This window comes from Acinetobacter sp. ACNIH1, from assembly GCF_002934695.1.
GTDB lineage: Bacteria > Pseudomonadota > Gammaproteobacteria > Pseudomonadales > Moraxellaceae > Acinetobacter > Acinetobacter variabilis.
The window spans coordinates 1,528,767-1,549,649 of the sequence record NZ_CP026420.1; the positions used below are offsets into that span (position 1 = coordinate 1,528,767).

The 20,883-nt window shown below is 42.4% G+C and carries 24 protein-coding genes and 1 other RNA gene; 10 read left to right on the top strand and 15 right to left on the bottom strand.

The genetic code is table 11. The features are described from left to right. Positions 1-55 precede the first annotated feature (55 nt). The 3 genes from fba to C3F22_RS07545 form a co-directional block, all read right to left on the bottom strand. On the bottom strand, positions 56-1,093 hold the full coding sequence (gene fba / locus C3F22_RS07535; protein ID WP_104426189.1) for a class II fructose-bisphosphate aldolase: 1,038 nt from the start codon (positions 1,091-1,093) through the stop codon (positions 56-58). A gap of 120 nt (positions 1,094-1,213) precedes the next feature. Further along, on the bottom strand, positions 1,214-1,492 hold the full coding sequence (locus C3F22_RS07540; RefSeq protein WP_104426190.1) for a hypothetical protein: 279 nt from the start codon (positions 1,490-1,492) through the stop codon (positions 1,214-1,216). Between the two features lie 154 nt (positions 1,493-1,646). Then, complete coding sequence (locus tag C3F22_RS07545) at positions 1,647-2,834, bottom strand: phosphoglycerate kinase (protein WP_104426191.1); 1,188 nt, start codon at positions 2,832-2,834, stop codon at positions 1,647-1,649. A gap of 141 nt (positions 2,835-2,975) precedes the next feature. Here C3F22_RS07545 and C3F22_RS07550 point away from each other — a divergent pair, with 141 nt between their 5' ends. From C3F22_RS07550 to C3F22_RS07560, 3 genes are read left to right on the top strand one after another with little or no spacing between them, the layout of a single operon-like run. Continuing rightward, positions 2,976-3,359, top strand: coding sequence for a DUF2237 family protein (locus tag C3F22_RS07550; RefSeq protein WP_034170328.1), 384 nt, complete (start codon positions 2,976-2,978; stop codon positions 3,357-3,359). Beyond that, complete coding sequence (locus C3F22_RS07555; protein ID WP_034702599.1) at positions 3,359-3,952, top strand: Maf family protein; 594 nt, start codon at positions 3,359-3,361, stop codon at positions 3,950-3,952. The genes C3F22_RS07550 and C3F22_RS07555 overlap by 1 nt, the downstream gene beginning before the upstream one ends. Before the next feature lie 24 nt (positions 3,953-3,976). Continuing rightward, positions 3,977-5,146 carry a cupin domain-containing protein gene (locus C3F22_RS07560; RefSeq protein WP_104426192.1) on the top strand — a complete coding sequence of 390 codons (1,170 nt, stop codon included), beginning with the start codon at positions 3,977-3,979 and terminating at the stop codon, positions 5,144-5,146. 85 nt (positions 5,147-5,231) lie between these two features. On the opposite strand, the gene C3F22_RS07565 is transcribed toward C3F22_RS07560, so the two are convergent. The 5 genes from C3F22_RS07565 to C3F22_RS07585 form a co-directional block, all read right to left on the bottom strand. Next, positions 5,232-7,094 carry an ATP-binding protein gene (locus C3F22_RS07565; protein ID WP_104426193.1) on the bottom strand — a complete coding sequence of 621 codons (1,863 nt, stop codon included), beginning with the start codon at positions 7,092-7,094 and terminating at the stop codon, positions 5,232-5,234. A 59-nt stretch (positions 7,095-7,153) separates the two neighbouring features. Continuing rightward, positions 7,154-7,837: a LuxR C-terminal-related transcriptional regulator gene (locus C3F22_RS07570; protein WP_034702603.1), complete on the bottom strand. Its 684-nt coding sequence runs from the start codon at positions 7,835-7,837 to the stop codon at positions 7,154-7,156. Positions 7,838-8,059: 222 nt separating this feature from the next. Continuing rightward, on the bottom strand, positions 8,060-8,857 hold the full coding sequence (locus C3F22_RS07575) for a glutathione S-transferase N-terminal domain-containing protein (RefSeq protein ID WP_034702605.1): 798 nt from the start codon (positions 8,855-8,857) through the stop codon (positions 8,060-8,062). A gap of 101 nt (positions 8,858-8,958) precedes the next feature. After that, complete coding sequence (gene rraA / locus C3F22_RS07580) at positions 8,959-9,468, bottom strand: ribonuclease E activity regulator RraA (RefSeq protein ID WP_104426194.1); 510 nt, start codon at positions 9,466-9,468, stop codon at positions 8,959-8,961. Between the two features lie 12 nt (positions 9,469-9,480). Further along, positions 9,481-10,146, bottom strand: coding sequence for an NAD-dependent epimerase/dehydratase family protein (locus C3F22_RS07585; RefSeq protein WP_034702612.1), 666 nt, complete (start codon positions 10,144-10,146; stop codon positions 9,481-9,483). 213 nt (positions 10,147-10,359) lie between these two features. Here C3F22_RS07585 and rpsT point away from each other — a divergent pair, with 213 nt between their 5' ends. Beyond that, positions 10,360-10,629 (top strand): 30S ribosomal protein S20, encoded by a 270-nt coding sequence (gene rpsT / locus C3F22_RS07590; RefSeq protein ID WP_004786139.1) that lies wholly within the window; start codon positions 10,360-10,362, stop codon positions 10,627-10,629. A 137-nt stretch (positions 10,630-10,766) separates the two neighbouring features. Here rpsT and C3F22_RS18535 read toward each other — a convergent pair whose 3' ends face one another. The 3 genes from C3F22_RS18535 to C3F22_RS07600 form a co-directional block, all read right to left on the bottom strand. Then, on the bottom strand, positions 10,767-10,889 hold the full coding sequence (locus tag C3F22_RS18535; RefSeq protein ID WP_004786141.1) for a hypothetical protein: 123 nt from the start codon (positions 10,887-10,889) through the stop codon (positions 10,767-10,769). A 120-nt stretch (positions 10,890-11,009) separates the two neighbouring features. Next, positions 11,010-11,759: a histidine phosphatase family protein gene (locus C3F22_RS07595; protein ID WP_104426195.1), complete on the bottom strand. Its 750-nt coding sequence runs from the start codon at positions 11,757-11,759 to the stop codon at positions 11,010-11,012. Between the two features lie 60 nt (positions 11,760-11,819). After that, positions 11,820-12,671 carry a 3'(2'),5'-bisphosphate nucleotidase CysQ family protein gene (locus C3F22_RS07600; protein WP_104426196.1) on the bottom strand — a complete coding sequence of 284 codons (852 nt, stop codon included), beginning with the start codon at positions 12,669-12,671 and terminating at the stop codon, positions 11,820-11,822. 12 nt (positions 12,672-12,683) lie between these two features. On the opposite strand from C3F22_RS07600, the gene C3F22_RS07605 reads away from it, so the two are divergent. From C3F22_RS07605 to C3F22_RS07620, 4 genes are all read left to right on the top strand, one after another. Beyond that, on the top strand, positions 12,684-13,370 hold the full coding sequence (locus C3F22_RS07605) for an HAD hydrolase-like protein (protein WP_104426197.1): 687 nt from the start codon (positions 12,684-12,686) through the stop codon (positions 13,368-13,370). Continuing rightward, positions 13,363-13,803 (top strand): RNA-binding S4 domain-containing protein, encoded by a 441-nt coding sequence (locus tag C3F22_RS07610; RefSeq protein WP_004786147.1) that lies wholly within the window; start codon positions 13,363-13,365, stop codon positions 13,801-13,803. The genes C3F22_RS07605 and C3F22_RS07610 overlap by 8 nt, the downstream gene beginning before the upstream one ends. 145 nt (positions 13,804-13,948) lie before the next feature. After that, complete coding sequence (recA, locus tag C3F22_RS07615; protein ID WP_104426198.1) at positions 13,949-14,992, top strand: recombinase RecA; 1,044 nt, start codon at positions 13,949-13,951, stop codon at positions 14,990-14,992. Between the two features lie 75 nt (positions 14,993-15,067). Continuing rightward, positions 15,068-15,682, top strand: a complete 615-nt coding sequence (locus tag C3F22_RS07620; RefSeq protein WP_104426199.1) for a regulatory protein RecX — start codon at positions 15,068-15,070, stop codon at positions 15,680-15,682. A 309-nt stretch (positions 15,683-15,991) separates the two neighbouring features. On the opposite strand, the gene ffs is transcribed toward C3F22_RS07620, so the two are convergent. After that, positions 15,992-16,088, bottom strand: an RNA gene (gene ffs, locus C3F22_RS07625) — signal recognition particle sRNA small type. A 295-nt stretch (positions 16,089-16,383) separates the two neighbouring features. Between ffs and C3F22_RS07630 the strand changes: the two genes are divergently transcribed. Continuing rightward, on the top strand, positions 16,384-17,187 hold the full coding sequence (locus C3F22_RS07630; RefSeq protein WP_104426200.1) for a YbgF trimerization domain-containing protein: 804 nt from the start codon (positions 16,384-16,386) through the stop codon (positions 17,185-17,187). 131 nt (positions 17,188-17,318) lie between these two features. Then, positions 17,319-18,470: an IS4-like element ISAbe18 family transposase gene (locus C3F22_RS07635; protein ID WP_058951619.1), complete on the top strand. Its 1,152-nt coding sequence runs from the start codon at positions 17,319-17,321 to the stop codon at positions 18,468-18,470. A gap of 64 nt (positions 18,471-18,534) precedes the next feature. Here the strand turns inward: C3F22_RS07635 and lpxA are convergent, their stop codons facing one another. The 3 genes from lpxA to lpxD are packed head-to-tail and all read right to left on the bottom strand — an operon-like array spanning position 18,535 to position 20,881. Next, complete coding sequence (gene lpxA, locus C3F22_RS07640) at positions 18,535-19,323, bottom strand: acyl-ACP--UDP-N-acetylglucosamine O-acyltransferase (RefSeq protein WP_004786156.1); 789 nt, start codon at positions 19,321-19,323, stop codon at positions 18,535-18,537. Next, the gene (gene fabZ, locus C3F22_RS07645; RefSeq protein WP_171064833.1) at positions 19,320-19,805 is read right to left on the bottom strand and encodes a 3-hydroxyacyl-ACP dehydratase FabZ; all 486 of its coding nucleotides are present in this window, start codon (positions 19,803-19,805) and stop codon (positions 19,320-19,322) included. Before fabZ ends, lpxA begins: the two co-directional genes overlap by 4 nt. A gap of 5 nt (positions 19,806-19,810) precedes the next feature. Then, positions 19,811-20,881 carry a UDP-3-O-(3-hydroxymyristoyl)glucosamine N-acyltransferase gene (gene lpxD, locus C3F22_RS07650; RefSeq protein ID WP_104426201.1) on the bottom strand — a complete coding sequence of 357 codons (1,071 nt, stop codon included), beginning with the start codon at positions 20,879-20,881 and terminating at the stop codon, positions 19,811-19,813. Between the last annotated feature and the right edge of the window lie 2 nt (positions 20,882-20,883).

Here is a 20,883-nt window from a genome sequence, read left to right on the forward strand (position 1 = left end):
ATATAAAAAAGCCCACATTCGCTGTGGGCTCTTCTTATAAATTATTCACAAGGAATTATTTATAACGCTCAACCATTTTCTCTAAAGAGATTGGGCGAATCTTGTCTGCATTACCTGCAGTACCAAATGCTTCATAACGGTCGATACAGATTTGCTTCATTGCATCTACAGTTGCGCTGAAGAATTTACGTGGATCGAATTCACTTGGTTTTTCAGCCATCATACGGCGCATTGCACCAGTTGATGCCAGACGCAAGTCAGTATCGATGTTGATTTTACGAACACCGTGTTTGATCGCTTCAACCAGTTGCTCAACAGGAACACCATAAGTTTCTTTGATGTCGCCGCCATACTGATTAATCACAGCCAGCCATTCTTGTGGCACAGAGCTTGAACCGTGCATTACAAGGTGAGTATTTGGCAGTGCTTCATGAATTTCTTTAATGCGGTCAATTGCAAGAATATCGCCTGTAGGTGGACGAGTAAACTTGTACGCACCGTGTGAAGTACCTACTGCAATAGCTAATGCGTCAACATTGGTATCCGCAACGAATTGACGAGCTTCTTCAACTGAAGTTAGCAGTTGAGAATGGTCAAGTACGCCTTCAGCACCTACGCCATCTTCTTCGCCTGCCATACCTGTTTCAAGGCTACCCAGACAGCCGATTTCACCTTCTACTGAAACGCCACATGCGTGTGCCATTTGTACAGTACGGCGAGTCACATCAACGTTGTATTCGTATGAAGTCGGTGTTTTACCATCTTCACCCAGTGAGCCGTCCATCATGACTGAAGTAAAGCCTAACTGGATTGAACGTTGACATACGTCAGGGCTAGTACCATGATCCTGGTGCATTACCACTGGAATATGTGGCCATTCTTCAACTGCAGCCAAGATAAGGTGACGTAAGAATGGTGCACCTGCATATTTGCGAGCACCTGCAGATGCCTGCACGATTACAGGTGAATTCGTTGCATCTGCTGCGAGCATGATTGCGCGCATTTGTTCTAAGTTGTTTACGTTAAACGCTGGTACGCCGTAAGCATGTTCGCCGGCGTGATCCAAGAGCTGGCGCATTGAAATAAGAGCCATAATATCCTCCCAGGTAATGGGCCATATTCTACATGTTCAACTATTGCAATACAGCCAAAAAATACAATATTTTATAAAAAATCCCTGCAAAAGCAGGGATTTTTACTTGCATAGTCTGAGTTATGGTGTCATAGGCTCGGAAGCGCCTGATACAGATTGATCTACAGTTGCGGCATCTGCAGGTGCATTGGCAATTTCAGCCGGAACATCTGTATTTTTTTCATCCAGAACCGGCTGATCAATTGCATCAATCGCTGCTTGCTGTTCTGGCGTTACAGTCTCATCTGCAACGGCTGCCGAAGCTTCTGCTTCAGCTGCTGGGGCATTTTCCTGTTTCGCACATGCAGTCAGTGCCAATGATGCTGCCAATAATGCCGCTAAAGTTAACTGTTTTTTCATCACGTAATCTCGTCATTTGGTGATTTAATGTCTGCATCTTATGACAGATTTATTGCATTTTAATGACGGAGCCATGAATGGTAAGTTTCTGCTGTCAAAAAAATGACATAAAAAAGCTGGCACTTGGCCAGCTTTTTTAGGCTAAAACATGCAATTAAGCGCGTTCTAGGAGTACCGCAACTGCAGGAAGGGTTTTGCCTTCGACAAATTCAAGGAATGCACCGCCACCTGTAGAGATATAGCCAATTTTGTCAGCAACGTCGTATTTATCAATCGCAGCAAGCGTGTCACCACCACCTGCAATCGAGAAACCTTCCGATTCAGCAATCGCTAACGATAGAGTTTTCGTGCCTTCACCGAATTGATCGACTTCAAATACGCCCACTGGACCATTCCAAAGAATCGTTTTAGACGTTTTCAAAATTTCAGCAAATGCTTTTGCAGTTTCTGGACCTACATCAAGGATCATATCGTTGTCAGCAACATCTTCAACTTTTTTCACAACCGCTTTAGCAGCAGCCAATGAACCTAGGAAGTCATCAAAGTTGATTTCAGATGCATCAGCAACCACAACGTCCGTTGGAAGCGGAACAGAAACTTTTGCTGCAATTGCTTTCGCTGTGTCGATCAAATCACTTTCACACAGTGATTTACCTACATTGTAGCCAGCAGCTGCAAGGAAAGTATTCGCGATACCACCACCTACGATCAATTGATCACAGATATCAGAAAGTGAAGTCAATACGTCTAATTTAGTTGAAACCTTGGAACCAGCAACGATCGCAACCATTGGTTTTTCAGGTGTTTTCAATGCACGACCTAATGCATCCAGTTCAGCCGCCAATAAAGGACCTGCTGCTGCTAATTTAGCTAAACGAGCGACACCTTCAGTTGATGCTTCTGCACGGTGTGCAGTACCGAACGCATCCATCACGAATACGTCACAAAGGGCTGCATATTTTGCTGCAAGTTCAGGATTATTTTTCTTTTCACCTATGTTGAAACGGCAATTTTCCAGTAAAACTACTTGACCCGGCTGAACTTCAACACCATTTAGATAGTCTGTGAAAAGTTTTACTTCCTGACCCAATGCTTCAGTCAGATAAGCTGCTACAGGTGCAAGAGACTGTTCAGCCTTCGGCTCACCTTCAACTGGACGACCAAGGTGAGAATACACCATGACAGCCGCGCCCTTTTCTACTGCAGCTTTAATTGTTGGTAATGCAGCACGTAGACGCGCATCGCTAGTGATTACACCATTTTTAACCGGTACATTTAAATCTTCACGGATCAGAACACGTTTACCCGTCAGGTCAAGGTCAGTCATACGCTGAAAGTTCATTGTAGAGCTCTCTTTATAGATATTAAAAACGAGGCGATTTTAAATGATTATGCAGAAAAAGGTTAGCATCTTTTGCAGAAAACATTATGAATGCCAAAGTTTTGTTATGATAGAAAAAAGCTTCTTCCAGATTCAGTACCTATGTCGATACATCCTGATCCTAATCTTAACCGTCTCAATGTTCTGGGCGAGCCTTTGGCAAGCTGTTGTTTTGATCCCATTACTGGGTATTTCCGTAATGGCTTTTGCCATACCGCACCTACCGATCTGGGACAGCACACTGTCTGTGCACAGATGACCTCTGAATTTCTGAATTTTTCCCAGAAAGTGGGCAATGACCTGATTACACCATTACCAGAACTGGGATTTCCTGGACTGCAACCTGGTGATTTCTGGTGTATCTGCGTTACACGCTGGGTAGAAGCTTATGAAGCTGGACAAGCGCCACCGATCAAGCTGCAAGCCTGTCACAAAGCTGTCCTTGCTTACGTTCCTCTCCATATTTTAGAAGAATACGCTGTCTAATGAATACCGCAAAAATCATCTTGGCTTCTTCAAGCCAGACCCGTAAAGAACTGATGAACCGTCTACGTCTTGATTACGTATCGGTCGTCCCGGACATAGATGAATCACCCCAAGGTGAAAATCATGCGGATGAATTAGCCAAACGCCTGGCTTTTGAAAAAGCTCGTCATATCGCTGAGCTACATCCTGATGCGATTGTAATTGGTTCTGATCAGGTAGCCTGGCGTGAAGGCGCACCAGATATCTTTATGGGTAAGCCTTTAACAATAGAAAAGGCCATTCGCCAGCTGCAGGCCAATTCGGACAAGATTGTGTATTTCAGTACGGCTCTTAGCGTTCAGCAGAAATCTACCGGTTTTGAACGTACGCTGGTAGAACATTATAAAGTCAAATTCCGCAAACTGTCTCAAGCGGAAATTGAGCGTTATGTAGAGATCGAACAGCCGCTGCATTGTGCCGGTAGTTTTAAATGTGAAAGCCTTGGGATCAGTCTGTTTGAAACCATGATCGGTCAGGATCAAACTACCCTGATGGGTATGCCGATGATTCAGCTATGCAATATTCTGCGTGAGCTAAAGATTTTAGTTCCTTAATCTCCTTTATTTTAGGCTTTATTTATGTCCCTACCTCTAGACGTTTTAGGCGGTATTACCGCTGAACAATTCCTTGCCGAATACTGGCAAAAAAAACCGCTGCTGGTACGTAATGCCATGCCTGAAATCGCAGGCCTGCTAGAGCCTGATGATGTGATGGAGCTAGCACTTGAAGAAAATGTCACTGCACGTCTGATCAAGCAGAAAGATCGTGATCCAAATCAGTGGTCGGTCAAGACATCTCCTTTATTAAAAGCTGACTTCCAGAAGATGCCTAAGCTTTGGACTTTACTGGTTCAGGCTGTGGATCACTATTCTTTCGACCTGTCTGAACTCTGGAAAAAGTTTGCCTTTATCCCTCAATGGCGTCGTGATGACATCATGGTGTCTTATGCACCTCAAGGCGGTTCAGTCGGTCAACATTTCGACTTTTATGATGTTTTTCTGGTTCAAGGCTATGGTCATCGCCGCTGGCAACTGGGGCAAATGTGTGATGCCGAGACCGAACTTGTACCGGGGCAGCCATTAAAATTATTGCCAGAAATGGATGTGCATTTTGATGAAGTTCTTGCACCCGGTGATTTGCTGTATATTCCACCCGGTCTGTCTCATTACGGCGTAGCAGAAGATGACTGTCTGACTTTCTCTTTTGGTTTCCGTATGCCAAATGTCAGTGACATGATGGACCGTGTAGGCGATAAATTTTCGGAAAATGAAGTCTTACGCAATCCATTGACTGACATCATTCGCGATCATATCAGTGCTGCGGGTGAAGTCACAGGCAATGAACTTGAATATCTGAAAGGCAAAATCATGGAGCAGTTGCATAACTCCAATGTGCTTGAAGATGCCATCATGAGCCTGATGTCAGAACCAAAATATGAAGAGAATATTCCGGAAGCTGAAGAAATTGGTACAGGTGATCTGGAAGAAGCACTTGATCAGGGCTATAGCCTGATGCTTGAACCCGCTTCACGCTTACTCTATACAGAAGAAGATGGTGAAACCTTATTCTGGGCCAATGGTGAGGGAATCTGTATTTCTGAATCATTTACTTCAAAACTGAAGCAGATTGCTGATGGTGCGCGTGTCTTATTGGATGAAGATTTCGCTGACGAAGATATACTGGAGGATGTTGCTGAGCTATTGAATGATTCTGTACTGATGCTAGTGCCACCGGCTGAAGAAGAGTAAGTTTTTATATCTCGGTCATTTTAAGTCTATAAAAAAAGAGGATCATATGATCCTTCTTTTTTATGTATGTATAATTTTGAGATGATTAAGGCTGATAGAGTTCCATCACCACGTGTACGCAAGTATCGCCTTTCGCAGACTGAATATCCAGCATTCCACCCATGCGTTCAATACGCATTTTCATACTGCGCATACCAATGCTCATGCCATTTTTCTGCACCATCTCCGGATTAAAACCGATACCATCGTCCTGAATTTTTAAAGTCAGTTGATGTGGTTGTGTATATTCCATACTCACACTCACTTTTGTGGCCTGACTATGCTTGATAATATTGGTCAAGCTTTCTTCTACCACACGGATCAGGGTCAGACATTGTAAAGCCGTAGGTTCACGCTGCCAGACTTTAGGAAATGACCATTCTACGGCGATATCCATTTCTTCCAGCAATTGAGTAAATCGGTAACGTACTGGCGCAATCCAGATCACTGGCGTTTCAGGCACTTTATTGTCAATAGAAGAACCGCTATCGATGATTTGACGCAGGTCATCCCTAAGCAGCTTCAGCATAGATAAAAACTGTCGATTGGAAATGTTTTCGGTACTTTGATCCACCAGAATCATGGAACGCACAATCGAGCCACCTAGTCCATCATGCAGTTCATGTGACAGATTAATCCGTTCCTGCAAACGCACATTATCCAGTTCCAGCTTATGCTGATCACTCAGGCTTTTATTTAGATCTGCACTGACTTGCCGTACTTTGGATTCCAGCTGCGTATTAAATTTTTCGATTTTTTTAATATTACGATTCAGTCGTGTCCCCATAATTAGCACGACAAACAGGATAATAATCGGTGATGTATAAGGTGATAAAGGTGAGAATTCACTAACCGCCGTTTGACCCAGAATGATCAGATCTATAATGACACACAGCAAAATTCCCCACAGACAAAGCATCAGAAACAGATATTCGCCATTTCGAGTTTTAATTGCCCAGTAGCTAACATAGATGACACAACTAATATAAAGCAGCACATAGCAGACAAAAGCAACACTGAGCACTGCTTCTAAATGATCTAAAGAACTGGCTATGATGAATACACTGAATAAAGCAGTCACCCCGATAAATCCCCGCTCCAAACGCTGAAATTTCTGCTTCAGGAACCGAATTAGATACAGACAAAAACAGTGCATATAGACGATAAAAAAAATCAGATTGGCTTTACTGGCCCATATACTGGAGGGAAAAGGAAAATTCTCTGTGGTTAATACATTGGAGATAAACAGAATCCACAATAATGAACTCAACGCCAGCCAGCCAAAAGTGGTTTCTGAACGTCGGAATAGCCAGATAATCAGGCTAATGACTCCAATCGTACCGGATAGAATCATATTGATCTGAAAGAGCGTACGGCGATCCCAGATCTTTTTTGAGTAATGCTGGTCATTGGCCATGATGTTGTGAAATTCAATTCTGCCAAGCCCTGCACCCTGGAAACTATAGCCTCGTACATAAATCAGCAGTTCATTGTCTGTCTGCTTCAAGCCCGCAATGGGCAAAATCCAGTAACGTGGTACATTCCAGCTTTTAGACAAAGGCTCTTGCAGGTTTTGATCCGACCACAGCAGATCATCATTCAGGAAAACAGCTCCAGCAGAGTTCAGATAATCAATACCAAAAACAATGGGTTCAGCGAGACGTATATTGTCCTGACAAGACCAGTCCCAGCGAATTTTATACCAGGCACCCCCATTATATTTTGGCCAGTTATTTTTCCAGTTATCCGGCAATGTTACAGGTTGCCAGCCCGCATCCGGAATTTCGAGATGACTTGGGACTTGAACTTTTTGTTGCTGCTCAATGTTCACCTGACAAAGCTCGTTAATCTGAAAATTATTCTGTGCCAGACTGATGCAAGAGAACAGGCTCAGCCAGCTCCCTATCATTAATAGAGCGAGGAGCCTTAGTCCTTGTCTAAACATCTTGCTAACGGATAGCATTCGCACTAAAGAATACCTAAATGCCGGGCGGTGCTCACTGCTTTAGTCCGCTTGCTAACAGAGAGTTTGCGGTAAATATGCTTGATATGACTTTCAACGGTATAACGTGACACGCAGAGTTCATCAGCAATTTCACGATTGCTGAGCCCCTGTGCCACCAATGAAAGAATTTCTTTTTCCCGTTGAGTCAAGCTTTCCTGTTCAGGATCAAGTACGATCTGCTCCAAAGAGGAAGATGGCTCTGAACTGGAAATCTGCTTGAGAATTTCCCGTGCAATAAAAGGATCAATGGGTGCGCCGCCACGCAAAATACTACGAATTGCCAGACTTACTTCTGTATCATCACGTTCCTTGAGTACATAACCAGTTGCTCCTGCTTTAATTGCTTTTAGCAGACTGTCCTGAGTACTCCAAGCGGATACGACGAGTATCAAAGTTTGTGAACCGAGCTCATGTATTTTTTCTATAATTGAAATGCCATTTCCATCTGGCAATCCAAGATCAATCAGTGCTAAACAGAACGGTTCTTGCTGCAGAAGATATTCGGCTTCCCTGACATTATTGGCGAATAGCAATACCTCATCACTATACCCCAGATCCTTCAATATGTTCTTTAAACGGCACTGAATGACATATTCGTCTTCAACAATTAATACAGGTACCGGTAGCACGGCGTCTTGTGCTGTCATAAGCACACCCCTTATCGTTATTCTTATCACCCCATTGAAATTAAAATATAAACAAAAAAAGAAGAAAAATCATGAGTTTTTTTAACTTTATTGTGAGTAGCTCTAAGTATGAATAATTTTGAAAGCAGAGTTCTTGTTCTTGGAAAATTTAAATTTATAAACCATAAAAATGCCATCTATTTTCAGATGGCAATTTTTTATCTTCCAAATATTAGGAGCAGTTTATTTTTTGCTTTTCTTCTCAGGACCATATTGCTGCTTCAAATACTCCACAATATCTTTGGACTCAAACATTTTTGTATTGGTATTTGGGTCAACGAGATAAGGAACCTGAATATTATCTCCCATTACTTTTAAGACCTGTTCACGCTTACCACCCGGTAAAGGTTCATATTTCCCCGGTTTTAAACGCAGTTTTGCCAGACCTTGATCCTGCCAACGTTCTTTTGCCACATTATGATAGATGTAAGGGATTTCCAGTTCAGACAATACGCCACGGACAATACGGGTATATGGACTGGCTTCAAAGCCCCACAGCTCAAGAAGCTGTTCAGGCGCAGGGCTATTCTTCGACAACGGTTTAGCCATGCCACCACGTAGACCATTCACCATCGTACCTGCAATGGCAGCAACCGGCACTTTTGGATAATTTGAATATTTGGCTGGAGTCTTACCTGTCTTGCCATAATGCTTAAACAGGTGATGAATAATATCCTGAGATTCGTATAGCTTATCTCCGGTATTTTCATCTACTAAAAATGGAAACTGAAGTTTGCCACCTTGCTGTTTCACTTCGGGACGAAAGCGTTTACCGCCTCGTGGGCACGGATACACTTCATAATCGAGATTCAGTAAAGTCATGACCTCACGGACACGACGACAGAATGGCGATCCTTCATATTCATAAAGCTTGAGAGGCTTTTCAGGCTGATTCGGAAATGGTGTTCCAGTGGTACCACGTCCACCTTCCAGAAATGCGGATGCCAATGCCTGTGCTACTTTAATCTGATGGCCTAACATATCGTCTGTCCTCTTTATTATTTTCAAACCGTGAAAGCAGCAATCTAAACTGCCTGACTTCCACGGTATAGCTTGTTTTTGTATATTTTCAATAACCGGAATTAGTCCACCAGTTGTTCTTTGGACAAGATAATGCCGTTGTTATCGGCATAAACGTATTCACCTGATTTAAAGGTCACGCCACCAAAATAAAGCGGCACATCTACCTCACCAATCCCCTTACGGTTGCTCTTTTGAGGAATAGAAGCTAAAGCATGTACACCAAGATCAAGCTCAGCAATCGCATCGACATCACGGACACAGCCGTAGATAATTACACCATTCCAGTGGTTTTTCACCGCAGACTCAGCAATCAGGTCACCCATCAATGCACAACGCATCGAAGCACCACCATCTACAACCAGAACCTTGCCGGTACCATCTGTCGCCAATAACTCTTTTACTCGAGAGTTATCTTCAAAACATTTTACGGTCACAATCTGGCCGCCAAAACTTTTACGTGCACCATAGCTTCTAAAGAATTTGCCATCCAGGCATGGGGTGACCACCTGCAAGTTTTTATCCGGATTGTCATCAAGCAGGTCACAAGTTACAAATGGTACGCTGGACACGATTTTTTACCCTCATTTCATTTTTTGTATGGCTAAATTATCATAAATTTCAAATTTCACAGTCTGATTCAGCGCTGCATATACCATAGTATGAGCCACCTGCTCTGCTGTCACTGGCTTGTATTTAAAAGAATCGGGGATGAAATGCGAAAACTTGTCAAACAGGTTCTGTGCCGCGTCTTCCAGTAAACGCTGATGATCTCGCTCACCAATCAACAAAGAGGGTCGGAACAAGCTGATACGCTCCAGAGACAAGGTCTGGATATAATCCTCTAATTCACCCTTTACCCGGTTATAGAACAGTCTGGATTTTGAATTGGCACCCATCGCACTAATCAACAGATAATGAGCATCCGTTTGCTGCACCAGTTCGGCAAAATGGGCGTTGATGGTGTAATCGGTATTATAAAAAGCTTCTTTGGAGCCGGCTTTCTTTAGCGTGGTACCCAGACAGCTAAAGGCATGAGTATGGCCACTGACATCCTGATCATTGAGCATTAAGAAATCCTCAACGACCACCTGCTTGACCTTGTGCCACTGTTCAAATTCTGGTTGATGTTTACGCACGATGACGCTAATACGCTTACAACTAGGTTCATTTACCAGCTGTTGTACCAAAGTCTTTCCGACCAAGCCTGTAGCGCCAATCACGATAGGATATGTAATGGTTTTAGTCATTTTTTGTACGATCTCCCTGCTTAGATACTAATCTAACGTTTTCTTTAGAATTTTTCTGCAACTAAAATGTTGTCAAAGCATGTCAAGACTTGACTTAAGCCCATAGTTTCCTCAAAATATGGCACTTGTTTACGGGCTGGTGATAGTTCTTCTGATGTGGTTTTCAGTTGAGTTTCAGCCCGCCCAGACCAATCTATTTCAAGGAGTGCACGAGTGGCAAACTCTGCTCAAGCAAAAAAACGTGCTCGTCAAAACGTTAAAGCACGCAAACACAACGCAAGCTTGCGTTCTATGGTTCGTACATATCTTAAACGTACAGTAGCTGCTATTGCTGCTGGCGACTATGCTGTTGCTACTGAAGCTTACAAAAAAGCTGTTCCAGTAATCGACCGTATGGCTGACAAAGGTATCATCCATAAAAATAAAGCAGCTCGTCATAAGAGCCGTTTGAACGCGCAAGTTAAAGCATTAGCTTCTAACTAATCGCAAATCAAAAGAAGCCCTTTTAGGGCTTTTTTTGTGCCTGAAATTTAATACTAATTCAACAAAGAATTATGAATACCAGAAAGTTATCTAATCCTAGTTATAGAAATCTTCTATTCAAATAAAAATAGAATACATTATTCATCCTTATCCATAGAATGAGGTGTTGTGGTCTGGTCTTGCTGTGCATTGTCTGTATCACGCTGACAAGCAGTTAATCCCAGCATAACGACCAGACTTAAAATTGTGATTATTTTCATGATAACTCCTATGCTTCCAAAATTGGTTTAAATATCAGCATAGTGATATTTCATCATTACTCTATTTCACTTTCATACGATAAATGTAAAAAGCTCAACCTAAATGATTGAGCCTTTGAATTATTTATTGACCTTTAATTCGGTATTCTGAAATTGGGAAATATCCAGCTCATGCACTTTGCCACGCCAGATCCATTTTAGTTTAGATTCCTCAAATACATCGCCCTCAAACCAGACAAACAGACCTTCCATCATTTTCGGCCAGTCTTCACGACTGACTTCCTGATGCCCAGACATCACTGCAATCATCGCTGCCAGAATGGTGTCATGACTGACCGCCAGACTGAGTCCATACAGCGTTTTCGGATGAGTGTTGTAAATTAATTCCAGTACATCCACTACGCCATTAATGGGATGTTTCATTCCGGGCAAGGCATTATTGACGAAGCTATTGATAAAGCCCAATGCCCCCTGTTTTTTGAAATATGGCCCTGCTTTTTGAATATCCAGTACAAAGCTGCCTGGCTCAACCAGCAAACCCTGTTCAACGATTTCAATCTTATGGGTATGCGGTGCTTTATCCGTTGCATCTGCCCCCTCGATCATCAATGCTGCGGTATCTACACAGCGCTGAATCGGACTCGATATACAATGCTGGATATGCCGATCTGTCTGATTAACCAGATAAGCACCCCATTCCTGCGCCAGATCACGTCCTTGCGGCGTCAACTGCAAATCGTAACCTGCCAGTCCCTGACCAGCGACATCTTCACGCAGAGAATGCCGCGTAAACAGAGTCACAGGTGTCTTGGTATCAGGCAATAAATCTATTGCACTGAGCATACTTGGTGGAAGCAGTTTTAATGCCACAATCTTGCCAACTGATCTATCAACGGAATCTTCCTCACTATACCATGAACGGCTATGAGCTCAATCATTGTCTTGCATGTCCGCCAGTGCCTGTAAGGCTAGTACTTTCATAGCTTCATTCTTATAGGCGATAAACCCGCCATTCAGTAAGGTCTTGCGCTGGTTGTAGATGAATGGCCGACCTTCCAGATCAACCAACCCTCCGCCAATCCGCTCGAGCATGCATTGACCGGCACTGGTATCCCACTCAGAGGTTGGATGGAAACGAGGATAAATATCTACCCGGTCTTCAAGGATCATGCAGAATTTATAGGCACTTCCTGCCTTGAACTCGGTGTACGCGCTAAGTTTAGCCAGACTTTGCAGATACTCGATATATTTTGGCTTCTGCTGACTGCTCTGACTCAGACCGACAAAGACATCCTGATGATCGGTAGCTGACTCATAGCCAAACCATGCCTGATTCTGAATATCGTATTTAATCGGCAAGCCTTCTTCAGGACAGAAATAAATTAGCTGCTGTGCAGGAACCGCCAAAATGGCAAAAGTAGTCAGACTGCCTCTGACCAGACTGAGATTAATCGTGAATTCGGGGCGCTGATGCAAAAACTCTTTGGTGCCATCCAGAGGATCTAGTAACCAGAAATCTGTCCAGGCATGACGCTGATCCTGCTGCCCCTCTTCTGACAATAAAGGCAATTCTGAGATTTCCGCTAAAGCTTGGGTTAAATAACTATTCACCCGATAGTCTGCCTGGGTCACAGGAGAATCATCACTTTTCTTGACAATATCAAACGCAGCACCTGAACAATAACGCTGATATTCTTCTCGCAAAATTTCACAGGCCTGTGTCAAAATGGGCACAAACTGCAAAATCATCGGATCTTGTGGTGCTATTGTCGCTTTAAACATAGAAAACCTTATATGTCGAATTGCTCAGAAAAACCGCCTGTCATTTTTGATATGGACGGAACTTTACTTGATCTTGCCTACGATGATTTCATCTGGAACGAGTTATTACCGGTCCGCTATGCTGAAACACATGGCTGTAGTCTGGAACAGAGCCGCGAAACGCTTTATGCATTCTATCAGCAACATAATCATACCCTAAACTGGTACTCTTCTCGCTTCTGGACGGCTAAAGTCGAAGTCGATGTTCTGGCCATGCAAATTGAGCATAAAGATAAAGTTAGCTTACGCCCTTATTGCTTGGAATTACTCGATTATCTTAAAAATAATGGCTATCCGATCTGGCTTGCCACCAATGCCGACTGTGCAGGACTCGCCTTCAAACTGGATCATCTGAATCTCAAAGATTATTTCAATGTCATTGTCAGCTCGGAAAGCATTGGACATGCCAAGGAATTTGTAGAATTCTGGCAAGGTCTGAATGCTTTGCACCCCTTTGATCCTGAGCAGGTCTATTTTATTGATGATACCGAAAAAGTCCTGAATGGCGCCAAGGCTTATGGCATCCAGAACTTGTTCTGCATCCAGCGACCTTCTTCCAGTAAAGTTGCACGCCAGACTTGCAATTACCCGATGCTGCACCAATTAACAGATTTAATCACTCATTTAAATCAGTCTGAGGTAAACAAGCAATATGCGTAAATCGTCTTTACCCGAAGATGCGGTAGGCATGCGTATAGATAAATGGCTGTGGGCGGCACGTTTTTTTAAAACCCGTTCCATTGCCAAGAATGCTATTGAGGGCGGTAAAGTCCATCATAATGGTGAGCGTGTAAAAGTATCTCGCGAAGTCCGTGTGGGTATGGAGTTGACGATTCAGCAAGGTATCGACAAAAAAACCGTAGTTGTAAAAGAACTTTCTGATGTTCGTGGTCCTGCACCTGTGGCACAGAAACTGTATGAAGAAACTGAAGTCAGTATCGCTCGCCGGGAATTGATTGCATCACAAAGAAAGTTGCATAATCTAGCGCGTCCCGATCATCGGCCAAGCAAAAAAGATCGTCGAGACATCAGTCGATTCAAGAATGAAAATAGTCAGAACTTTGATCAACATTGGTCATATAATGATGATTAAATTCAAGCGTCAGCATGTGTCGTAACACTGCTGGATTTTATAGAACACAAGGGAAATTTCTGTCACTATATTCCTGTGGAACGAAGCTCTAATGTAAGACATCCACTTGAGTACTAAGTTTGTGACATCGTATTGAGGTTGTAAGATGGATGAGAATAAAAACAAGGCGCTCAACGCTGCCTTAAGCCAGATTGAAAAACAGTTTGGTAAAAACACAGTGATGCGTCTTGGTGACAATACCGTGCAAGCAGTTGAAGCTGTATCTACAGGTTCTTTAACGCTTGATATCGCACTGGGTATTGGTGGTTTACCGAAAGGCCGTATTATCGAGATTTATGGTCCTGAATCTTCAGGTAAAACCACAATGACATTGCAAGCGATTGCTGAATGTCAAAAAGCTGGCGGTACATGTGCATTCATCGATGCCGAGCACGCGCTTGATCCTCAATATGCCCGTAAACTCGGTGTAGATATTGATAACCTGCTGGTTTCTCAACCAGACAACGGTGAACAGGCACTTGAAATCGCTGACATGCTGGTGCGTTCCGGTGCGATTGACCTGATCGTAGTCGACTCTGTTGCTGCATTGACGCCTCGTGCCGAGATTGAAGGTGAAATGGGTGACTCACATATGGGTCTGCAAGCACGTTTGATGAGCCAGGCACTGCGTAAAATTACCGGTAATGCCAAGCGTTCAAACTGTATGGTGATCTTCATTAACCAGATCCGTATGAAGATTGGTGTAATGTTCGGTAGCCCGGAAACAACTACTGGTGGTAATGCACTTAAATTCTACGCTTCGGTACGTCTGGATATTCGCCGTATCGGTCAGGTAAAAGAAGGCGATGAGATTGTAGGTTCTGAAACCAAAGTCAAAGTTGTGAAAAATAAAATGGCACCTCCATTCAGAGAAGCTCTGTTCCAGATTCTGTATGGTAAAGGTGTTAACCATCTTGGTGAACTGATTGACCTTGCAGTACAGCAAGAAATTGTTCAGAAAGCGGGTGCATGGTATTCATATCAAGGCGACAAGATTGGCCAAGGTAAGAACAATACCATCCGTTATCTGGAAGAACACAAAGAGCTGGCGGATACTATTGAAAAACTGATCCGTGAGCAACTGCTTACTACAAGCAAAGTAGTCGAAGATAAAGACGAAGAAGAACCAGCAGACTTTCTGGATGCATAATCCTTGAACGTCATAACAGAGCGCCCTACGGGGCGTTTTTGTTATTATGGAATAGATATTTTTATCGAGATCAATATGTCAGACGCAAAATTCAGCAAACTTTTGGACTATGACGCGATTAAACAGCAGTTTGGTGATGCTGAAGATTCAGTCACTCCTGCACCTGTTGAGTCACAGACTTTGCCAGAATTTGATCCGGAAGACAGCTTATTTGGTAACTCCGATAAAGAGCAGAAGAAACCCGGTCTAACCGGCACCCGTTTGCGTTCTTATGCCTTTGCTGTACTAACTCGCAAAGAATACTCCAAAGCTGAACTCATTGAGAAACTGGCGCTTTATGCAGAAGATCGAAATGAAGTGGTCACTTTGGTTGAAGAGCTATCTAGAGAAAACTATCAAAGTGATCAACGTGTCGCTGAAATCATGTTGTCGAGCCAAAAGCGTAAAGGCAAAGGTCCCAATCAGATTAAAATGAAGCTGAAAAGCAAAAAAATTGATACTGCCCTGGTCAGTGAAGAACTCAAAGAAACGGACTGGGTACAACAGGCTTATGAACTGAAGCTTAGAAAATATGGTCCAGAAGTGACGAAAGACCCAAAACTTAAAGCCAAACAGATCCGTTTTCTAATGTATCGTGGTTTTGAAATGGATGCGATCATGAAAGCGATTAGCCGCAAAGCCGAAGATTAATTCTTTTGTATTTGTGAAAAATATGCTTAGGCTATTTTTTTATTTTCCTCTTTGCCATCCTGCTTAACTTAAATAGTTTCCCTTAATTTACAATTAATCCCGAACAACAAAAAGCTTTCAAAAACTCAAATTAAGATAGTCTATTCAAAAGATTGAATTTCAATATTCCAAACAATATGGCATCCACGAAAGCAGCTGTGAATAGAAGATTGAAAGTAAAGATTAAAAGGAATAGAAAACAATAGAAATTAAGATTGAAAAATAAAAAAATAATATAGAGAAATTTTATAATTATAAATCTGGTGGCAACCCTACCAGCAAAGCTCCGGCACATCATAGATCTACTACCGTTGCTACCTTCCGGTCCTGGCGGGGTTCATAGAGTACAATTGCGAAGTAACCGGCAGGGCTACCATTACAGGAACAGAGTATAGAGATTTTTATTGAAGTTGCAAGGGCTGTATTTCAAATTTTCGGCATAAGCTATCCGTTTGATTATTTTAAAAACAATATGCCCCAAGATGCTGATTTTTTAATATTCTTCACAATTAATTCATGAATATCGAAATTCACATGATCTTTGTAAAACCTTGTTGCAATTTCTAAAAATGCCGTTTTAAATGTGAAGCTATAAACGGGTTATCTCTTTTAGAATAAATGAGCTGCGGATACATAATCTCGCCAAGAATCATGGAACTTATATGATGTTTAAGAAACAGGTATTGTGTGCCCTCACTGCACTCTGTACAACCTCTCTTTTTGCTGCGATTCCTATCGAATCACGTGGACTCAGCCAAGGTGCTCAATCAAATAATATCAGCACTCAATCTGCCATTGCTACAGGCGCAGATGCACCTCAGACCAATACCAGCTGGCAGCTTATGCAAAAAAACCAGCAGCTTGAAAATGATCTACGCAGTTTACGAGGAAAAATCGAAGAACAAGAAAATGAGATCGAAAGATTAAAGAGCGAATTAACCAACCGCTATGCAGATCTGGATCAACGTCTTGAACTGTTGCAGCAAAAAATTGAACCTGCTGAAGATACTCCCGCGGAGGATAACCAACAGGATATTTCTCCCAGTTTAAGCTCTAATGCTCCAGTAGCCACTCATCAGGCATCCACAACGCAACAGCCGAGTGAGCAGGAAAAAGCGGCTTATACCATTGCACTGGATGCCTATAAAAATGGTGGTGCAGCTAAAGCTATTGCACCAATGCAGAATTTTATCAAGAATAATCCGAATAGTGTCTATATCAGCAATGCTCACTTCTGGTTAGCCGAATTTAACCTGTCCATTGACCCACCGAATTTTAATGAAGCAAAGAAGAATTATCTGATTGTGGTTGACCGCTATCCAAATTCTGCAAAAGCCTCTACTGCCCTTTATCAGCTTTATAATATTAGTAAGGATGTAGAAAAGAACACTACTCTTGCTTCGCAATATAAAGCGAAACTACTCAAGAACTATCCGAAAGCTGAAGAAGTTAAATTTTTGAAGTAAATAAAAAGTCCCATAAAAAAAGACACCACGAAGGCACTGCTGTCCCATAGTTTGCTTTAAATAAAAAAACCTGAGTCCTAACAGTTAAAATATGAGTGCAAACAAACACTTTAACGACCAGGATTCAGGTTTTGTCACATCAGAATACCGTATTTCATGAGCTAATTAAACCTGTTGTGCGACAGGATTTTGAACAACTTGCTAAAGTACACCATGTTGGACAGAAATTTAGAGCGGCTTCCCGGTGGGATCAGTTTATTGCCATATTGATGTCTCAATTCTCTTGTAGGCAAAGTCTGAGAGATATTCAATCCAATTTGGAGTGCCAACAGGAAAAGCTAAGTCATCTCGGAGCAAAGTCTATTCCCCGAAGCACGCTGGCACGCATCAATGAGCAACAGCCTGCTGCCTTGTATCAACAGCTATTTTACAAGTTGCTTAAATACTATGAACACTCAAAAGTAGCTCATAAATTTCGCTTTAAGAATCCCTTGTATTCCTTGGATGCCAGTCATATTGACCTGTCGCTTTCCTTATGTGAATGGGCCAAAGTTCACGACTCAAAAGCCAGCATGAAACTCAGTATAGGATTGAATCACAGCAATGATATTCCTGAGTTTGTTGCAGTTGAAAATGGCAAAGAAAATGACATGGTACAAGGCCGCAAATTCCAGTTTCCTGCTGGCAGCATTGTAGTTTTTGATAAAGGCTATGTCGATTACCAATGGTATGCAAATCTGACTGCTCAAAACATTGGATTTGTCACACGTTTTAGGCCTAAATCTGTGTATCAGGTGATCCAGCAACATCCAGTGCTTGAATCCAAAGGTATTCTAAAAGATGAAACCATTCAGCTGAATAGCGCACATGCCCTAAAAAGAAAAGCCCCAGTGTTAAGAAGAATTGAATATAGAGATCAGCAAAGTGGCAAGCACTTTAGCTTTCTCAGCAATAACTTTCATTTAGCCGCCTCCACCATTGCGGCGATTTATAAAGATCGTTGGAAAGTTGAGCTGTTCTTTAAGGCGATTAAGCAGAATCTCAAATTAAAAGCGTTTCTAGGCCGCAGCAGGAACGCAATTCAGACACAAATCTGGATTGCGATGATCGCCTATTTATTGGTGAGTTTCGCTCAACATTTAGGAAAAACAGGTTGGACAGTTCAACGTTTACTCAGAATAATTCAAGTGAATTTGTTTGAAAGAAGAACTTTAAAAGCTTTATTTTCACCCGATAAAATACCCATAAAACAAGAGGAAGCTCATTTGAGCTTCCTCTTGTGAAAAATTGTGGGACAGCAATGACCACGAAGGTGTCTTTTTTTAATTCTACTTTCATTTCTTTAGCTTAGCGCACAATGCCACGCTTTGATTGTTCGAGTGAATCAATCAGACGTTGTGCTTCAGAAACTTCTGGAAGAATCTCGTTACGGATTTTCTCGATGGCTTCCTGAGTCGTTAAGCCAGATTTGTAAATCAGCTTAAAGGATTCACGTAAACCATTAATCACGTCTTTCGACCAGCCTTTACGACGCATGCCTTCAACATTCATGGCAAATGCATGGGCCGGGTTACCCGATACCATCACATAGGCAGGAACATCTTTCAGAATCAGTGAAGCACCACCAATCATGCTGTAAGAGTCAATTTTACAGAACTGGTGAATACCTGAGTTACCACCAATCACGACATAATCGCCTACGTGTACGTGACCCGCTACACCGACATTATTTGCGAAAATATTATGATCACCAACCATACAGTCATGTGCAATATGGGTATTTACCATTAACAGGTTATGACTGCCAATCTTGGTAATACCTTTGTCTTGCACCGTACCACGGTGCAGACTGCAGTGTTCACGGATCTTGTTATAATCACCAATTTCCAGCCAGGTTTCCTCACCTGCATATTTCAGATCCTGGCAGACTTCACCGACACTGGCAAACTGAAAAATTTCATTATGTTCACCAATACGTGTGAAACCACCTACCACGACATGTGAATGCAGTTTGGTACCAGCACCAATCGTGACATTTGGCCCAATAATACAGTAAGGGCCAATCTGTACATCTGCAGCAATTACTGCAGATGCGTCAATGATGGCAGTTGGATGAATTAGGGGATTATTGCTCATGCCTGCTCGACTTTCAGATGGGAAACCATAATTTCCGCGGTTGTTGCGACAATGCCATCTACTGTGGCAATGCAATTATATTTATAAATGCCGCGTTTTTGCATCACTAATTCAGATTTAAGTACTAATTGGTCACCAGCAACCACTTGTTTTTTAAATCGAACCTTTTCAGCGCCAGCAAAAAGGAATAATGAACCTTCTTTTGGAGTTTCATTATTCATGACAAAACCAAGAATACCTGAGATCTGTGCTAATGCCTCTACAATCAATACGCCTGGCATGATTGGATAGTTCGGAAAATGGCCTTGCAGAAACTCTTCATTAATTGAGACGTTTTTATAACCAACAATGCCATTTTCGGTAATATCAACAACGCGATCTACCAGCAGAAATGGATAGCGATGGGGTAAATATTCACGAATCTTTTGAATATTCATTGGCAATTCAGGCTTCGTGAATGTAGGCAAATTCGACTCTGTCATCATAATTATTTACGCAACTTAAATGTTGATTCAATGGACTCAATTTGAGATTGCATATGATCCAATCGTTTCACCAACTGGGTCAATGGCACATCTGCTAATTGTCTTAAGCGAACCACTGTGCGTTTCCATTGCTGATTTGGCAACAATCCCATGCCTGAAGAATAAGTGCCTTCTTCAGTAATGTTATTTGTCACCATTGACATTCCTGTCAAGGTCACATTATTGGTGATATGTAGGTGTCCTGCTACCCCACAGGCCCCCGCAAGAATACAGTTTTTGCCAATCGTGGTACTGCCGGCAATCCCGCATTTGGCTGCAATCGCAGTATTTTCACCAATCTTGACGTTATGGGCGATTTGCACAAGATTATCAATAATGACACCTTGTTCCAGAATTGTGTCATCCAGTGCACCCCGGTCAATACTACAGTTTGAGCCAATCCGGACATCATCTGCAATACGGACTGAACCCAACTGGGCAATTCGATGCCATTTCCCTTGATAAGGTGCAAAACCAAAACCTTCACTACCAATTACGGTATTGGCATGGATCCGAACACGATTACCGATTTTTGCAGCACCTGTTAAAGTCACATGTGCATCAATAAAACAGTCCCGGCCAATTTCAACCTGGTCGTCGACCTGAACGTGGGACTGGATAATCGTATTTTCACCCACCACACAATTCTCACCAATGATCGCATAGTGACCAATATAGGCACTGTCAGCAATGATGGCAGATGGATGAATTTGTGCGGTACTTTCAATTCCCTGAGTCATATGTTTTTTCTCAAAAACGTGAGTCAGAATTGCAAAAGCCAGATAAGGGTTGGCCACGACAATGAAGTTTTGCTGGGAAGCTAACTGCTCTTTTAATTCAGCAGTCACAATTAGAGCGCCTGCCTTACTCTGAGCTGCCTGTTCCAGATATTTATCTGCATTGACAAATGCAAGGTCATGAGAGGTTGCATTTTCAAGACTTGCCAAACCTCTCAAACATAAATCTGCCTGACCTACATACTCACCTTGGACAAGACGAGCGAGGTCAGCTAACTGAAGTTTTTGATGATTCATCG

What these genes read in the sequence shown, in the direction of transcription:
- C3F22_RS07560 (WP_104426192.1), top strand. Translation starts at nt 3,977, where the DNA reads ATGTCCCTACCTCTAGACGTTTTAGGCGGTATTACCGCTGAACAATTC.
- fba (WP_104426189.1), bottom strand. Translation starts at nt 1,093, where the DNA reads ATGGCTCTTATTTCAATGCGCCAGCTCTTGGATCACGCCGGCGAACAT.
- fabZ (WP_171064833.1), bottom strand. Translation starts at nt 19,805, where the DNA reads ATGACAGAGTCGAATTTGCCTACATTCACGAAGCCTGAATTGCCAATG.
- C3F22_RS07620 (WP_104426199.1), top strand. Translation starts at nt 15,068, where the DNA reads ATGTCAGACGCAAAATTCAGCAAACTTTTGGACTATGACGCGATTAAA.
- C3F22_RS07605 (WP_104426197.1), top strand. Translation starts at nt 12,684, where the DNA reads ATGTCGAATTGCTCAGAAAAACCGCCTGTCATTTTTGATATGGACGGA.
- lpxA (WP_004786156.1), bottom strand. Translation starts at nt 19,323, where the DNA reads ATGAGCAATAATCCCCTAATTCATCCAACTGCCATCATTGACGCATCT.
- lpxD (WP_104426201.1), bottom strand. Translation starts at nt 20,881, where the DNA reads ATGAATCATCAAAAACTTCAGTTAGCTGACCTCGCTCGTCTTGTCCAA.
- C3F22_RS07540 (WP_104426190.1), bottom strand. Translation starts at nt 1,492, where the DNA reads ATGAAAAAACAGTTAACTTTAGCGGCATTATTGGCAGCATCATTGGCA.
- C3F22_RS07565 (WP_104426193.1), bottom strand. Translation starts at nt 7,094, where the DNA reads ATGATAGGGAGCTGGCTGAGCCTGTTCTCTTGCATCAGTCTGGCACAG.
- C3F22_RS07600 (WP_104426196.1), bottom strand. Translation starts at nt 12,671, where the DNA reads ATGTTTAAAGCGACAATAGCACCACAAGATCCGATGATTTTGCAGTTT.
- C3F22_RS07575 (WP_034702605.1), bottom strand. Translation starts at nt 8,857, where the DNA reads ATGTTAGGCCATCAGATTAAAGTAGCACAGGCATTGGCATCCGCATTT.
- C3F22_RS18535 (WP_004786141.1), bottom strand. Translation starts at nt 10,889, where the DNA reads ATGAAAATAATCACAATTTTAAGTCTGGTCGTTATGCTGGGATTAACT.
- C3F22_RS07550 (WP_034170328.1), top strand. Translation starts at nt 2,976, where the DNA reads ATGTCGATACATCCTGATCCTAATCTTAACCGTCTCAATGTTCTGGGC.
- recA (WP_104426198.1), top strand. Translation starts at nt 13,949, where the DNA reads ATGGATGAGAATAAAAACAAGGCGCTCAACGCTGCCTTAAGCCAGATT.
- C3F22_RS07610 (WP_004786147.1), top strand. Translation starts at nt 13,363, where the DNA reads ATGCGTAAATCGTCTTTACCCGAAGATGCGGTAGGCATGCGTATAGAT.
- C3F22_RS07630 (WP_104426200.1), top strand. Translation starts at nt 16,384, where the DNA reads ATGATGTTTAAGAAACAGGTATTGTGTGCCCTCACTGCACTCTGTACA.
- C3F22_RS07585 (WP_034702612.1), bottom strand. Translation starts at nt 10,146, where the DNA reads ATGACTAAAACCATTACATATCCTATCGTGATTGGCGCTACAGGCTTG.
- C3F22_RS07555 (WP_034702599.1), top strand. Translation starts at nt 3,359, where the DNA reads ATGAATACCGCAAAAATCATCTTGGCTTCTTCAAGCCAGACCCGTAAA.
- C3F22_RS07545 (WP_104426191.1), bottom strand. Translation starts at nt 2,834, where the DNA reads ATGAACTTTCAGCGTATGACTGACCTTGACCTGACGGGTAAACGTGTT.
- C3F22_RS07570 (WP_034702603.1), bottom strand. Translation starts at nt 7,837, where the DNA reads ATGACAGCACAAGACGCCGTGCTACCGGTACCTGTATTAATTGTTGAA.